Source organism: Streptomyces sp. NPDC086147 (assembly GCF_040702165.1).
GTDB lineage: Bacteria > Actinomycetota > Actinomycetes > Streptomycetales > Streptomycetaceae > Streptomyces.
The window spans coordinates 121,662-135,340 of record NZ_JBFBJO010000014.1 but is presented as its reverse complement, the minus strand read 5'-3'; the positions used below and the strand labels follow the sequence as shown (position 1 = coordinate 135,340).

General features: G+C 69.2%; 12 protein-coding genes, 3 pseudogenes and 1 other annotated feature. Of the genes and pseudogenes, 8 read left to right on the top strand and 7 right to left on the bottom strand.

Translation table 11 applies throughout. The features are described 5' to 3' along the window. Positions 1–159: 159 nt before the first annotated feature. Positions 160–462: a transposase gene (locus tag AB0398_RS26030; protein ID WP_366378039.1), complete on the top strand. Its 303-nt coding sequence runs from the start codon at positions 160–162 to the stop codon at positions 460–462. Next, positions 459–842: an IS3 family transposase gene (locus AB0398_RS26025; protein ID WP_366378038.1), complete on the top strand. Its 384-nt coding sequence runs from the start codon at positions 459–461 to the stop codon at positions 840–842. Before AB0398_RS26030 ends, AB0398_RS26025 begins: the two co-directional genes overlap by 4 nt. Here AB0398_RS26025 and AB0398_RS26020 read toward each other — a convergent pair. The 4 genes and pseudogenes from AB0398_RS26020 to AB0398_RS26005 all read right to left on the bottom strand — a co-directional run bounded on the left by AB0398_RS26020 (position 803) and on the right by AB0398_RS26005 (position 5,957). Then, positions 803–2,046, bottom strand: a pseudogene (locus tag AB0398_RS26020) (IS3 family transposase). The gene AB0398_RS26025 and the pseudogene AB0398_RS26020 overlap by 40 nt on opposite strands. Beyond that, positions 1,637–1,765 (bottom strand) — a sequence feature (AL1L pseudoknot). (Overlaps the previous pseudogene by 129 nt.) 109 nt (positions 2,047–2,155) lie before the next feature. Beyond that, positions 2,156–3,429, bottom strand: a pseudogene (locus tag AB0398_RS26015) (APC family permease). Between the two features lie 129 nt (positions 3,430–3,558). Continuing rightward, on the bottom strand, positions 3,559–3,987 hold the full coding sequence (locus tag AB0398_RS26010; RefSeq protein ID WP_366378037.1) for a (2Fe-2S) ferredoxin domain-containing protein: 429 nt from the start codon (positions 3,985–3,987) through the stop codon (positions 3,559–3,561). Further along, positions 3,984–5,957, bottom strand: a complete 1,974-nt coding sequence (locus tag AB0398_RS26005) for a heavy metal translocating P-type ATPase (protein ID WP_366378036.1) — start codon at positions 5,955–5,957, stop codon at positions 3,984–3,986. The genes AB0398_RS26010 and AB0398_RS26005 overlap by 4 nt, the downstream gene beginning before the upstream one ends. Positions 5,958–6,051: 94 nt before the next feature. Here AB0398_RS26005 and AB0398_RS26000 point away from each other — a divergent pair, with 94 nt between their 5' ends. Then, positions 6,052–6,438 (top strand): metalloregulator ArsR/SmtB family transcription factor, encoded by a 387-nt coding sequence (locus AB0398_RS26000; protein WP_366378035.1) that lies wholly within the window; start codon positions 6,052–6,054, stop codon positions 6,436–6,438. Between the two features lie 72 nt (positions 6,439–6,510). Beyond that, on the top strand, positions 6,511–6,651 hold the full coding sequence (locus tag AB0398_RS25995; RefSeq protein WP_366378034.1) for a MerR family transcriptional regulator: 141 nt from the start codon (positions 6,511–6,513) through the stop codon (positions 6,649–6,651). Positions 6,652–6,674: 23 nt separating this feature from the next. Here the strand turns inward: AB0398_RS25995 and AB0398_RS25990 are convergent. After that, positions 6,675–7,444: pseudogene (locus AB0398_RS25990) on the bottom strand (IS3 family transposase). A gap of 1,091 nt (positions 7,445–8,535) precedes the next feature. Here AB0398_RS25990 and AB0398_RS25985 point away from each other — a divergent pair. The 3 genes from AB0398_RS25985 to AB0398_RS25975 all read left to right on the top strand — a co-directional run bounded on the left by AB0398_RS25985 (position 8,536) and on the right by AB0398_RS25975 (position 11,057). Continuing rightward, on the top strand, positions 8,536–8,853 hold the full coding sequence (locus AB0398_RS25985; RefSeq protein WP_366378033.1) for an STAS domain-containing protein: 318 nt from the start codon (positions 8,536–8,538) through the stop codon (positions 8,851–8,853). 363 nt (positions 8,854–9,216) lie between these two features. Further along, positions 9,217–10,899, top strand: a complete 1,683-nt coding sequence (locus AB0398_RS25980) for a methyltransferase domain-containing protein (protein WP_366378032.1) — start codon at positions 9,217–9,219, stop codon at positions 10,897–10,899. Continuing rightward, positions 10,896–11,057, top strand: a complete 162-nt coding sequence (locus tag AB0398_RS25975; protein WP_366378031.1) for a hypothetical protein — start codon at positions 10,896–10,898, stop codon at positions 11,055–11,057. The genes AB0398_RS25980 and AB0398_RS25975 overlap by 4 nt, the downstream gene beginning before the upstream one ends. 312 nt (positions 11,058–11,369) lie before the next feature. Here the strand turns inward: AB0398_RS25975 and AB0398_RS25970 are convergent, their stop codons facing one another. After that, entirely contained in the window at positions 11,370–11,717 is a 348-nt protein-coding gene (locus tag AB0398_RS25970) for a hypothetical protein (RefSeq protein WP_366378030.1), read from the bottom strand. Between the two features lie 408 nt (positions 11,718–12,125). Then, positions 12,126–12,590 (bottom strand): ATP-binding protein, encoded by a 465-nt coding sequence (locus AB0398_RS25965; protein WP_366378029.1) that lies wholly within the window; start codon positions 12,588–12,590, stop codon positions 12,126–12,128. A gap of 170 nt (positions 12,591–12,760) precedes the next feature. Here AB0398_RS25965 and AB0398_RS25960 point away from each other — a divergent pair, with 170 nt between their 5' ends. Further along, positions 12,761–13,129, top strand: a complete 369-nt coding sequence (locus AB0398_RS25960) for an STAS domain-containing protein (protein ID WP_366378028.1) — start codon at positions 12,761–12,763, stop codon at positions 13,127–13,129. The last annotated feature ends 550 nt before the right edge of the window (positions 13,130–13,679 follow it).

Genomic DNA, 13,679 nt, shown 5'->3' with positions numbered 1-13,679 from the left:
GGCTCCGCGGGCCCGGCGATACCGTGGTGTGTCAGACCCGTCCGCACCCTCACGGAGGCCTCGATGAGCGAGCAGCCGGCCACCGGGCTTGATCCGCTTTGACGGACATCTGAGATCAGGGGCTCCTGCCCCGGAAGGATGATGTTCATCATGGAGAGCATGGGGAAGAAGGAGAAGTCGCGTCCTCGGCGCTCGTTCACGCCGGAGTTCAAGACCGAGACAGCCGAGCTGTGCCGGCGTGGTGATCGCTCGGTCGGTCAGGTTGCCAAGGACTTCGACCTGACGGAGACCGCGGTCCGCGGCTGGGTCCGCCAGGCCCAGGTCGACGCCGGTGAACGTGACGGTCTGACCAGTAGCGAACGCGAGGAACTGGCGGCCCTGCGGCGTGAGAACCGCAGGTCGCGCGAGGACGTCGACATCCTCAAGCGTGCGACGGCCTTCTTCGCAACGGAGACCCGGTGAACGTGGACCCGTTCATCGAAGCGGAGAAAACCGCAGGTCACAACGCCAAACGGACGTGTGAACTCCTGAAGGTTTCCCGGACCGCCCACTACGCCCGCCGCAAAGGCCTCCCCGGCCCCCGGGCGGTGCGGGACGCAGAGCTGACCGAACAGATCACCGCTGTTCACCAGCGCTCCCGCTGCACCTACGGTGCCCCACGCGTCCACGCAGTCCTCCAGCGCGAAGGAGCCGGCTGCGGGCGCCGCCGGGTGGCACGCCTGATGCGGCAGGCCGGACTCGCCGGCCGGCACCGCAGGCGCCACCACCGCACCACTGAACCGCTCCGGGTCTGGTGGAGGCTCTATGCGTTGGCTCCAGCCGCCGGTTGGGGCTGGTGTTGAGCGTAGTAGTTGGTCTCGTGCTCGTGGGGTGGGATGGTCCCGATCGCAGTATGCAGACGCTGGTTGTTGAACCAGTCGGCCCATTCCGCGGTCGCGAGTTCAACATCGGCGAGGCCGTGCCAGGGTTTGCGGGGCTTGATCAGCTCGGTCTTGTAGAGGCCGAGCTGGGACTCCATGAGGGCGTTGTCCAGGGCGTCGCCGACGGTGCCGATCGAGGCATCGATGCCGGCCTCGAGGAGGTGGGCGGTGAAGGCGAACGACGTGTACTGACTGCCCGCGTCGGAATGATGTATCAGCCCGGGCCCGGCCGGGTTCCCGGCTCGGTCCCGGCGCCATAACGCCATGTCGAGGGCGTCCAGGACGAGCTTGGCCCGTTTGCTGGTGGCAGCGGACCAGCCGACGATCGCCCGGGAGAACACGTCGACGACGAAGGCGACATAGACGATCCCGGACCAGGTGGTCACGTAGGTGAAGTCGGCGACCCACCGCTCATTCGGATGCGAGGCGGTGAAGTCGCGTTACAGCAGGTCATCAGCCCTGTCATGGCCGTCGTCGCGGACGGTGGTGCGGATACCGCGGCCGCGGCGGACGCCCTGGAGGCCGAGGTCGCGCATCAGCCGGGCGACGGTGCAGCGGGCCACGGGTATGCCTTCGCGGTGCAGCTGTCTCCAGACCTTCCGCACCCCGTAGACGCTGAAGTTGTCGGCGTGGACGCGGCTGATCTGCGTCTTCAGTTCCGCATCCCGCAACGACCGCGCACTGGGCGTCCGCTTCCGGGCGGCGTAGTAGGTGCTCGTGGCGATCTTCAGTCCGTGGATGGTGAGGACTCTGCAGATCGGCTCGACCCCGAACACGTGCCGGTGCTCGTCGATGAACGCTACGAGCGCTTCGACGGCCGGTCGAGCTCGGCCGCGAAGAAAGCCGAGGCCGCCTTGAGGATCTCGTTGGCCCTCCGCAGCTCGGCGTTCTCGGCTTTCAGCCGCTTGATCTCCGCGGCTTCCTCCGAGTTCACACCGGGACCCCGGCCGGCGTCGACCTGAGCTTTACGGACCCAGGTCCGCACCGTCTCGGCAGCACCGACGCCCAGCTTCGCAGCGACCGCCTTCATCGCGGCCCACTCGGTCGGATAGTTCGGGCGGATCTCCGCGACCATGCGCACTGCACGCTCACGAAGCTCGGCAGGGTAAGGGGAAGGACGGGCCATGAACTCGATCCTCTCTCAGGGAATCGAGCCTCCACCAGACCCGGAGCGGTTCAGTCGGTGTCGCGGGCGAGTTCGGGGTCTGTTCAGCGCGGCGCAGTGATGTGCGTGATCACGGCCGGCGAGCGCCGACACGGCGGATGCCGTAGGCCGAGGCGCCGACCAGCAGGACAGCAGCGTCAGTGAGCACGGAGGGCAGCGGGAGGGCGAATGCCAGGACGAGGCAGCGGTAAGACCGACGACGGGGATGATCCGGGCCGGACGGCCTTCGGCGGGGGTCAGAGTACAGGCGGAGGCGTTGGCGATGGCGTAGTAGGCCAGGACGCCGAAGGAGGAGAACCCGATCGCTCCGCGGACGCCCGTGGTAACGGCCACGATGGCGACGACGGCGCCGACGAGGAGTTCGGCGCGGTGGGGGACCTTGAACTTCAGGTGCACGGCGGCCAGGGCGTGGGGCAGGTGGTGGTCGCGGGCCATGGCCAGGGTGGTGCGGGAGACGCCGAGGATGAGGGCGAGCAGGGAACCGAGCGCTGCGACGGCGGCGCCGGCGCGTACGACGGGGATGAGCCATTCGGCGCCGGCGGCGCGCGCGGCGTCCGTCAACGGTGCCCCGACGGCGGCAAGACCGTCCGGACCCAGGACCAGCAGGACGGAGATGGCGACGAGGGCGTAGACGACGAGGGTGATGCCCAGGGCGATCGGGATGGCGCGCGGGATGGTGCGGACCGGGTCGCGGACCTCTTCGCCGAGGGTGGCGATGCGGGCGTATCCGGCGAACGCGAAGAACAGCAGTCCGGCCGCTTGGAGCACTCCGCCCGCAGTCGCGTCCGTCCCGACGTCCAGGCGGGCAGCGTCCACGACGCCCGAGGTCAGGGGGGTGACTACGAGGGCGGCGAGGACCGCGAGGACGAGGGCCACGATGATGCGGGTGAGCAGGGCGGACTTGGGGACGCCGGTGTAGTTGACGGCGGTCAGGGCCACCACAGCAGCGACCGCGACCGCGTGGGCCTGGCCGGGCCAGACGTAGGTGCCGACGGTCAGGGCCATGGCCGCGCAGGAGGCGGTCTTGCCCATCACGAAGGCCCAGCCGGCCAGGTGGCCCCAGAACTCGCCCAGGCGCTCGCGCCCGTAGACGTAGGTGCCGCCGGAGGCCGGGTAGAGGGCGGCGAGCCGGGCGGAGGAGGTGGCGTTGCAGTAGGCGACGACGGCGGCCAGGGCCAGTCCGAGCAGCAGGCCGGAGCCGGCCGCACGGGCGGCCGGTGCCAGGGCGGCGAAGATCCCGGCGCCGATCATCGACCCCAGACCGATCGTCACCGCGTCCGGCACGCCCAAGCGCCGCTGGAGTTCGTCCGGCAGCCCGGCTGCGGGTGGGGGCGGGCTGCTCACGGTGTTCTCTCCTTGCCGGATGCGCTCGCGGACGGGTTCCGCGGTGCGCGGGCACGATAAGGGATCGACCTGAACGGCACCGGGCTCGCCCGGCCTGTGGGACGGGGTCCTGGCGTCGGCGGGCGGTCTCTACTCGTCGTGTAGTTCAGCACGGACGCGGCGCGAGGGCTGGAAGGCGTACAGGTCGAGGACGCCGGGAGGCTCTGCCACGCCGGGGCCGCCGTCTCGGATCCAGGCGATGATGTCGGCGGCCGCCCCGGGGTCGTTGACCTGACCGGGCCAGACCGGCCGGCCTCCCACCTTACGTCCCTCGGCAGAGGGTTCGATCACGATGACGTTGGCGCGCTCGCACGCGTCGAGGCAGTCGGTGCGCCGGATGGTCGCGATGCCAGACAGAGTGGTGCGCAGGTCGGTGAGCTGGGCCTCGTGGTCGAGGCGGGGCACTTCGGCTAAGGTGCCGCAGCAGCAGCCTCGGCAGATGGTGACCGTGCACCGTGCCGCCGCACCGGCTGCCCCGCTGGGAGCGGCCGTGTTGTCCCGGCGCGTGCGGCGGCTCACCTGGTCCCCTTGGCGAGGGGGTTGGTCCAGGCGCGTTCACTCAGGAGGCGCAGGCCGTTCAGGCCGACGATGACAGTGGAGCCTTCATGGCCGGCGACGCCGAGCGGCAGCGGGAGCGTGCCGATCAGGTCCCAGGCGACGAGGACGGTGATGAAGATCCCGGCGATGACCAGGTTCTGGACGACGAGACGACGCGCCCGTCGGGAGAGGTCGACGACGGCGGGGATGGTGGCGAGTTCGTCGCGGACGACCACTGCGTCGGCGGTCTCCAGGGCGAGGTCGGAGCCGGCCTTGCCCATGGCGATACCGGTGTGGGCGGCGGCCAGGGCTGGGGCGTCGTTGACGCCGTCGCCGACGACCAGGACCCGGCGTCCCTCGGCCTCCCAGTCCTGGACGGCGGCGACCTTGTCCTGCGGGAGGAGTCCGGCGCGGACGTCGGTGATGCCGACCTCGGCCGCCAGGTGGCGGGCGGCGCGTTCGTTGTCGCCGGTCAGCAGGACCGGCGTGCGGCCGGTCAGGGCGGTGAGGGCGGCGACGGTGGCCTTTGCGTCCGGGCGGAGCCGGTCGGAGATGCCCAGCACCCCGACCGGTGCACCGTCGCGCAGCACGAGGACAGTGGTACGGCCCTGTTCTTCGAGGGCCTGCACCAGGTCGTCGGTCGCCGCATCGCCGGTGGTGGCGAGCCGGACGGGCGAGCCGACCTGGACGGTGCGGCCGCTCACGGTGGCGATGACGCCGGCGCCGGGCTGGGAGGTGAAGTCGGTGGTTTCGGCGAGGGTGAGGCCGCGTTCGCGGGCCGCGGCGACGACGGCGCGGGCCAGGGGGTGTTCGCTGGAGTGCTCGGCGGCCGCGGCCAGCGCCAGCAGCGCGTCCTGGGCCAGGCCGGAAGCGGGCACGGGGTGGACGTCGGTGACGCGGGGGGTGCCCTCGGTGAGGGTGCCGGTCTTGTCGAGGGCGACCGTGTCGACCTGGCCTAGGCGTTCCATCACGACGGCGGACTTGGCCAGGACGCCGTGGCGGCCGGCGTTGGCGATCGCGGACAGCAGCGGCGGCATCGTGGAGAGCACCACCGCGCAGGGCGAGGCGACGATCATGAACGTCATCGCCCGCAGCAGGGCCGAGGAGAGGTCATCGCCGAAGGCGAGCGGGATCCCGAAGACGGCCAGGGTCGCGACGACCATGCCGATCGAGTACCACTGCTCGACCTTCTCGACGAACAGCTGCGTGGGGGCCTTGGTCTCGGAGGCTTTCTCGACCATCTTCACGATCCGCGCAATGACCGAGTCGGTGGGATCACGCTCGACCCGCACGCGCAGGGCGCCAGTGCCGTTCACCGTCCCGGCGAACACCTCGTCGCCCACCTGCTTGGAGATCGGCAGGGGCTCGCCGGTGATGGTGGCCTGGTCGACATCCGAGACCCCGTCGAGCACCTGCCCGTCGGCGCCGATCCGCTCACCGGGCCGCACCAGAATGGTGTCGTCCACGCCGAGGGAGTCGGCGGGCACCGTCTCTTCTCCGCCGCCGGGCAGGAGACGGGTCGCGGTGGTGGGCGCCAGGTCGAGCAGCCCGCGCACCGAGTCGGCGGTGCGGGCGGTCGCGACCGCCTCCAGAACGCCGGAGGCGGCGAAGATGACGATCAGCAGCGCCCCGTCGAGGACCTGGCCGATGGCGGCCGCGCCGAGCGCGGCCACGACCATCAGCAGATCCACGTCCAAGGTCTTGTCCTTCAGGGCCCTCAGCCCCTCCCACCCCGGCTCCCAACCGCCTGTGGTGTAAGTGGCGGCGAACAGCACGCTCCACAGCCAGGACGGGCCGCCCGACAGGTAGACGGGCAGCGCGAGGAGGAACAGGGCCAGCGAGGCCAGCGCCCACCGGGCTTCCGACAACGCCAGCACCCGCGTGCGGCGGCGCGAGGATGCCGGCCGGGAGTCGGCGGGCGGCGCGGGCCGCTGGACGAGGACAGAAGACATGACAAAACAACCCTTCACGGGCAGGCCGGAGCAATGCCTCCACAATACAGGAACATTTGAATAGGTCTTCAGGTGTCATCGGTATGATGGCACCATGGGCCACAAAACCGGCAGTGACAGCAACCCCACCACGCGCGAGCGCCTCGACGCGGTCGGAACCGCCGACGTCGCTGCCACCCTCCAGGCCCTCGCCACCCCCTCACGGCTCTACATCCTGGCTCGCCTCCAAGAGGGGCCGTGCTCCGTGAGTGACCTCGCCGAGACCGTCGGGATGGAAGCCTCCGCCTGCTCCCACCAGCTGCGCCTGCTGCGCAACCTCGGACTGGTCACCGGCGAACGCCACGGCCGCTCCATCGTCTACGCCCTCTACGACAACCACGTCGCCGAGCTCCTCGACCAAGCCCTGTTCCACGTCGAACACCTGCGCATGGGCGTGCGTGACGTCCCCGCCTCCGTGCCGGAGCCGGCCGTCGCCGACTGACCGGACCAGGGCGCCGGACAGGCGGATTCGGGCTTGACCTTCGAGTCGGGTTGAAGGTTCGCCGTCAGCCGTGTGACGACCTACCGCATCTCGCAGCTGACCGAGCGCTCCGGCGTTCCGGCCACGACGCTGCGCTTCCACGAGGACGCCGGTCTGCCAACCGCCGACCGCACGCCGTCCGACTACCGGATGTACGGCGAGGACCGAGGTTGATCCCGATGAGTGGACACCGGCTTTCATGCGACGAGTGACAGCGTACGCGTTGTGATCAGTCGTTGTTCGAACTCGGCTGGTGTGCGGTAGCCGAGTGCGGAGTGGCGGTGGCGCCTGTTGTCATACGAGAGCCGGCGGAACAGCTCGAGTCGGGTCTGTGCCTTTGAGGTCCAGCGGCGTCCGTGGAGCAACTCGCGCTTGAGGCCTTGGAAGAACGACTCGGCGAGAGCGTTGTCGTAACCCGAGCCGACCCGGCGCGTGCCGTGGCGGACGCCGTGCCGGCGGCAGACCTCGGCGAAGGCGGCCGCGCCGTACTGGGCGCCCCTGTCGGTGTGAAAAACGACGCCGCGGACCCGGCTGCCACGGGCTGCCACGGCCATCTCGATCGCGTCGGTGACCAACGAGGTGCGCATGTGGTCCGCGATCGACCAGCCGACCACTCTCCTCGAGCAGATGTCGATCACCATGGCACGGTAGAGCCAGGTCGCGCCGACGGCTGTACAGGTGATGTCGCCGCACCACCTGGTGTTGAGTTCGGCGGCGGTGAATTCGCACATCACCAGGTCCGGCGCGGGCGACGCGGTCCTGTCCGCGATCGTCGTCCGTCTCCTCCTCCGCAGGTGCCGGCAGGCGCGGCCTGGACTTCGTCCTTGCGTACCCACGTCCGCAGCGGCTCCGCGGCGATACCGAGATCCGCGGCCACCGCCGCGTACGTCCGCTTCCCGAACAGGGCGAGGTGGAGCGCGACCGCGTCCTGCCTGAACTCCTCCGGATACGGAGACCTGCGTCCCACCTGGACATCCCTCCCCGGACCATCAAGATCCATTGTCAGGGTGTCCACTCCAAAGGATCAGCCTCGGTCCTGCTCTCCTCCCAAGGAGTGGCCACCCGTCCGGACTCCATATCCCACGGACAGGCCTTCGCCTCCTACGAGCGGGCCGTCATGGAATCCGGCACCGACCGGACCCTCCTGCGTCCGGGCGGGTTCGCCCCCCATGCCTACGCCTGGGCACCCTCGGTCAGGGGACCGAACCGTTACGCCGCCCTTCGGCAACGTCGGCCTTCCGGTCATCAACCCCGACGACATCGCCGCCACCGCTCTGACGCGGCCCGGCCACGCCAAGGTCACCCACGAACTCACCGGCCCTGCCTCGACCACCTCACTCCAGCGCGTCGCCGCCCTCGGCGAGCACGTCACTTTCATCGAACGATCCCGGGAGGAGGCCCGCGCGCAGATGCTCACCTTCATGCCCGCCCCGGTGGTCGACAGCACCCTCGACATCATCGGCACCCCCGCCCGCGCGAGCAGGCTGTCAGCCCCGCCGTCGAACAGATCCTCGGCCGTCCCGCCACCACCTTCGTCGACTGGGCCAAGCGCAACGCAGCCGCCTTCGCGTGACCGACAGCACCGAGTGACCCGCAGTCGGCGCTGTGCGACTGCCCGGTGCCGGAACGATTTCTGACCAGTCCACTCGCCGAAGCCACCGCTACCGGGATCATCTTTCGCCTCTGCAGCCCGGTGACCGGAGCAGGTGCGGGCGTCACGGTGAGGGATGCACGCCGCATCACCGTGCCCAGCAGGACCACAGCCTCCGCGTGCCCCCGCTGTCACTGCGGGAACCCTGCCGTACCTGGCTGAGCACAGGGTTCGAACTCCGGCTCACCAACAGTGTGGATGCCCTCTGCCGGCCCCCGCATCCGGGAACCGCAGTCGGACCGTAGAAGGGAGAGGGGAAGAGAAGCCACTTTCGAGGACAGGTGCTGAACTTGGCTGCGGCTCCCCCGAAAGGCGACGAGTTCAGTCCGGCGGATCACTCCGGGCACCGGCACGGGAGGCGTGGGGCGATGAACAGGCAGGGAAAAACGGTCCTGAGTATCAGAGACGTGCTTGTGGTGATCGTTCCGGCGGTTCTGGACGACTCGGCAGTCATCGCCCTTCAGGAGGATCTGTCCTTCCGGATCGTCGACCAGGCAGCCCGTGGTGTCGTCATCGACCTTTCCGCGGTCGACATGGTCGACACCTTCGTCGGACGCCGGCTCTCCCTGATCACATCGGTCGCCGAGATGCTCGGCGCCCACCCCGTGCTGGTCGGAGTACGCCCGACCGTCGCACAGACGGTGGTCCAGCTCGGCGTGGACTTCAACGACATGGCCGTGGCCCACGACCTCGACGCAGGTCTGAAACTGCTGAGTGCACGCTGAGAAGCGGAGATGAGGACGAGGGGCGTGCCTTCGCTCGCGCGCGGCGAGGAAGTACGTGATCGACCAGGAGGAGGTCCGCGAAGACGACAGAGCCGAAGGTCAATGGCGCTGGAGGTGACCGCCGCCGTTCGCCGGGACCGACTCCGGCGGACAGCGAGTTCGTCGCACCGGATGACTGTCGCCCGGTCTCTCTTGAACCGATCGGCCCCGTACGTGAGCACACCCCGCCGCTCGTGGGCGTCCTCGCCCGGCTCCGGCGGCCGCCCGGCATGATCGCACGGCGCCGGGGGCAGGATCGGTGGGATTTGCACAGGTGCGGCGGTGGCAGCGGTCGGATCGCGCCGGGAAGGATCGCGGACAGTGATGAGGAAAGACACCAGTGTCGAGCAGGAGCACCCTGGTATCCGGCCGACGGTGCAGGAGACGTACGGGCCCTTGAACTTCGGGCACCAGCCGATGTTCGGCGGTGGCTTCATCAACTTCGGTTACTGGCAGGGCATCGACCTGACCGGCCCGCTCGGCGAGGACGAGCGGGCCCGCAGCCAGCAGGCCCTGTACCGGCACGTCCTGGACGCCGCCGGGCCGCTGCGCCGACGGCAGGTGCTGGACGTGGGCTGCGGGCTGGGCACGGGCTACGCGGTCGCCCTCACCGAGTACGAGCCCGATGGTGTCACCGGCATGGACATCCACCCCAACCAGCTGGCCCGGGCCCGCGAGGAGCAGGCCGTGCTGCTGGGCGAGCAGCCGGGCCGGCTGCGGTTCGCCGAGGGGGCCGCGAAGCGGATGCCCTGGCAGGACGGGGCGTTCGATATCGTCGTCAGTGTCGAAGCCATGCAGCACTTCCCCGACCTCGCCGGTTTCGCGGCCGAGACGGCGCGGGTCCTGCGGCCCGGCGGAACCGTGGCCGTCACCAGCTTCTTCACCGCGGATGAAACCCCCGGCTGCCCCGAACAACTCGCAAGGCTGCTGGACACGTACGCGAGCGGTCTGGACATCGCCAGGCCCGTGACCGCCCTCGCCGAGGCCTTCACGGCCGCGGGCCTGGCCGAGGTGCGGGCCGTGTCCATCGGCCCGGAGGTCTGGCGCGGTTGGGACTGCTGGCTTTCTCGTTGGTGGGCCCCGGGTACTTGGCCGCGCAACTTCCTGCGCGCATATGAGGACAAGATCCTCGACTACTTCGTCGTCACGGCGCTCAAGCCGCTCTGGCCTACACCCCGACCACCGCCATCCCGGCTGCCTCCCCCGTACTCGTGCCCTGAACGTGCACGTCAGAGGCATGTTCCTGTCTTGAGGAAGCCTGGGACAACGTCTCTCGCCACACCCCTGCGGGCCTTGCGCCGGACGATGGCCTTCGGTGCGGCCGCTGGCCTCGCGCCCACCGCGGCCCGCGCCGACGTCGTCACGCCCTCGGCCGCGCCTTCCGTGCGGATGCTCACGTGCAATGCCTGCGGTGATCTGTGCGCGCACGAAGGTGTCACAGCGGCGCAGTGGGCCGCCGCGATCAAGACCTCGGTGGACAACTGGTCCGCCGACACCCCCCTGCTGACCGAGGTCTGCTACGGCCAGTACGCCGCCCTGCGCGACAGCCTCACCGGCTGCCAGCCGGTCTGGCTCGCCACGAGCAGCGGTCCGGCAAGCTGCGGCAAGTGGACCAGTGAGGGCGATAAGCGCTTTGGCATGGCGGTGTTCGTCAAAAGCACCGCGCCCGTGGAGCATCTGACCGCAGACCTGCCGGAGAGCCCTGCCGATTCCAACAAGCGGGCACTGCTCTGTGCCAAGGGCGGTATCGAGGGGCGCACGGCGCTGGCTTGCATGACCCACCTGACGCACAGGGGTGACAAGGATGAGGACGACGAGGATCTGCTCGACATGGCCCGCGTCCAGCAGGCCCAGGTCGATGCCTGGGCCCTGCCGGTGGTCCTGGGCGGCGACTTCAACGCCCGCCCCACCGACCCCGAGATGGGCGAGTTCTACGGCTTTCAGGGCGGGACGGGCCGCTACGGCGAAGTGGACGAGACCGACGAGGACCGGCCTGTGCGGGCTTGAGCTACTGCCGTTCCGACGAGCCCGCGCACGACAACGGGAAGCCGGACCACATCTTCGTGTCCGCCGACCACTTCAAGACCGTGCAGGGCGATGCCATGGGCCGCACCGCCGACATGTCCGACCACAACCTGCTGCGGGGCGCGGCAGTCTGGGAGTAGGCGTCCGAAGTGCCCGACCGGAGTGCAGCAGCCCGCACATGCGGCATGGTCCGGCCGATGAGAATCGGGTCGCCGAAGTCTGCACGCGGGAGGGCCCGACCGAGCTCGTCACAGCGGACACCCGCCCGGTCGTGACCAGGCCGCCGCCCACCTTCGGACGAGGCGGGCGGCGATGTCCGGCTTCCCACACTCCTCGGCCTGCTCGTCGGTCAGAAGCTGCATCGGTGCGAAGCAGGCCGTGGCCGGCCCCGGGGCGGGACCGGCCGCGTGTTCCACCAAATCCGGAGCAGAAAAGTCCGGTTCCGGAGGCGGTCAGGGCCTACGGGCCAGAAGGCCGGCGGGGGTGTCGGGTATCAACCGCGGAATGTCGTAGGCCATGGGGAACAGGTCTGCGGCGAGAAGCAGGAGCTGCAGGGGTTGGTCCTGCAGGCCTGTCACTGTCGTCCTGCGCTGGGGTTCGCCCTGCGGGGCAGGGCCGAACAACAGGCGCAGGCCCGCGACGTCGGTGAAGGACAGGTGTTCCAGGTCCCACAGCAGGTCGGTGACGTGGAGCGGCAGCCGGTCCACAGCAGCGCGCAGCGGAGGCAGGGTCTCAAGATCGATTTCACCCTGCGGAGTGATACGGGCCGTGGTACCGGTGATCGTGGTGGTGACGTTCATACTGGGCACGCCCCCTTCCGGGGGTTGGTGAGCCCACAGACGAAACACCCCGGATCCGAAGACGAGGAGTGAACGACGATGGCGGGACCTCGGGTGCCCTGAGTGGGGGCAACTCCCGCATCCCAAAGGCCGCCGCCCATGGCGCCGACCGGTCTCGTGTCCTTTCAGCGTCCCACATCCACCCTCGCATGCGAAACAGTGAACAGATCACACAGTTGCCGGGGAACAAGATTCAGGTCGGTGCGGTGCTTCTTTCAGCCGGGCTGTGCCAGCTCTCCCACAGCTAATGGGCAGTGCTCGATTCCGCGTCCCGGGCGAAGACGATGCCGACGTCAGCGCTCATACCGGGTGGGTGGGGGACCAGAGGTCCGCTTGACGAAACCCCTGGGCCCCCGCCGCCTCCCTCCCCTATGCCGGGGCAGGGGTGTCGACCAGGGCGAGACGGGCGGTGATGCGCTTGCCGACCGATTCCTGCTCGATGAACAGTTCTTCGGCGACCGCTTTGATGATCTCCAGACCGTGCTGGCCGACCCGCCCCGGATCAGCGGCACGAGCAGCCGGAACGACCGGATCGCTGTCCCACACGACGATGTCCACGCAGACGGCAGTGACGCGCAACTCCATCAGGACGGGACCCGGAGCGTACTTGTGGGCGTTGGTGACCAGCTCGCTGACCACCAGTTCGGCCAGATCCCGCGCCCGCTGCGACACCGGCAGACGGTGTTCGGCGCGGGCCCGGTCCAGGAAGGCGGTCGTGTGGTGGCGGGCGGCGGCGATACGACCGCCGTCGCCGTTCAGCGCGTAGCCGGCGCGCATCAGGTACCCGTCCGGAGGAGGCTGGGTGTCGTTGTCACCGTCGGTATGGGAGCCCATCGGTTTCGTCCTCGTTCCCGTTCACGCGACGCGGCTACCCGCCCGTATGATCCTTACCCGGCAGACGCTGATCGTGCTGCCATTGGAGTGTGTCTGCTCTGGAAGGGTGGGGCGGAATCGTCCACGCTCACTCCTGACCCGGGGCAAGCCTAGGCGCTGATGAGGAGACCATGACCAGCAACGAAGAATCCGCGCGGTCCGACCGGCTCTCCGCAACGCCTCATACGATCAAAGATGTTTGTGTCGTGACACTGCAGGGCGAGATCGATCACACCACCAGAGACATCCTGGAACACGCCCTGCTGGGTGGGAACGTCGCCGCGGGACCGCTGCGGATCGTGGCGGATCTGGAAGGCGTGACCTTCATGGATTCCAGCGGTCTCAACGTCCTCATCTCCGCCAACCGGCAGGTCAACGAAGCAGGTGGTCGGCTGAGCATCGCCGCCGCCCAGGAAGCCGTGCAGCGTGTCCTGACCCTGGTCGGCGTCGACACCATCATCGACTGCCACCCCACCCTCGAAGACGCTCTGCAGAGCTGATCCACGGCGCATCGCGAAGAAGAAGCAGGGTGGTGACCGCAGTGAGCACGGTCATGTGACGGAAAACCGGAACCGTCCTTTTACGGTGAATGGTGGACCGGGTGGCTCATGGTTTCGAGGACCTGACGGTAAGGCCTCGGGGCATTCGCACCGACCGGGCCATGATCGTCGCCCGTCGGTGACCGAGTTGTTTGCGACCCGGCGTCTGTGCTGGTCAAAGGCGTGCTGGTATAAGAGCGGGCCTGCCGACGGCAGGTCCATGGCCAGCATGTCCACAGGTGGCTGCCGTTCAGCTCCCTGCCTGCCTGCCACCGCGATACTCCCACCTTCGCGACAACCGGCTCCGGACCGACGCAGACAGCACCTTCGAGTCCCGCACTCCTCCCCCGTGCCTCCCTCGAACTGATGACGGCAGCCGTGCGGAGGTGCGCTCGTGCTCCCGGGTGGCTGAAGGAGTGCGGATCTCGATCAGGCTTCTGTCGGACCTCGGAACTCGCTGCCGTGAGCGGCCCTCGCCCCTGGGGAATGCGCAAGCCGCTGTTGCCGCATT

Coding starts and splice junctions, on each gene's coding strand:
- AB0398_RS26030 (WP_366378039.1), top strand. CDS start 160: ATGGGGAAGAAGGAGAAGTCGCGTCCTCGGCGCTCGTTCACGCCGGAG.
- AB0398_RS26005 (WP_366378036.1), bottom strand. CDS start 5,957: ATGTCTTCTGTCCTCGTCCAGCGGCCCGCGCCGCCCGCCGACTCCCGG.
- AB0398_RS26000 (WP_366378035.1), top strand. CDS start 6,052: ATGGGCCACAAAACCGGCAGTGACAGCAACCCCACCACGCGCGAGCGC.
- AB0398_RS25980 (WP_366378032.1), top strand. CDS start 9,217: ATGAGGAAAGACACCAGTGTCGAGCAGGAGCACCCTGGTATCCGGCCG.
- AB0398_RS25970 (WP_366378030.1), bottom strand. CDS start 11,717: ATGAACGTCACCACCACGATCACCGGTACCACGGCCCGTATCACTCCG.
- AB0398_RS25965 (WP_366378029.1), bottom strand. CDS start 12,590: ATGGGCTCCCATACCGACGGTGACAACGACACCCAGCCTCCTCCGGAC.
- AB0398_RS25960 (WP_366378028.1), top strand. CDS start 12,761: ATGACCAGCAACGAAGAATCCGCGCGGTCCGACCGGCTCTCCGCAACG.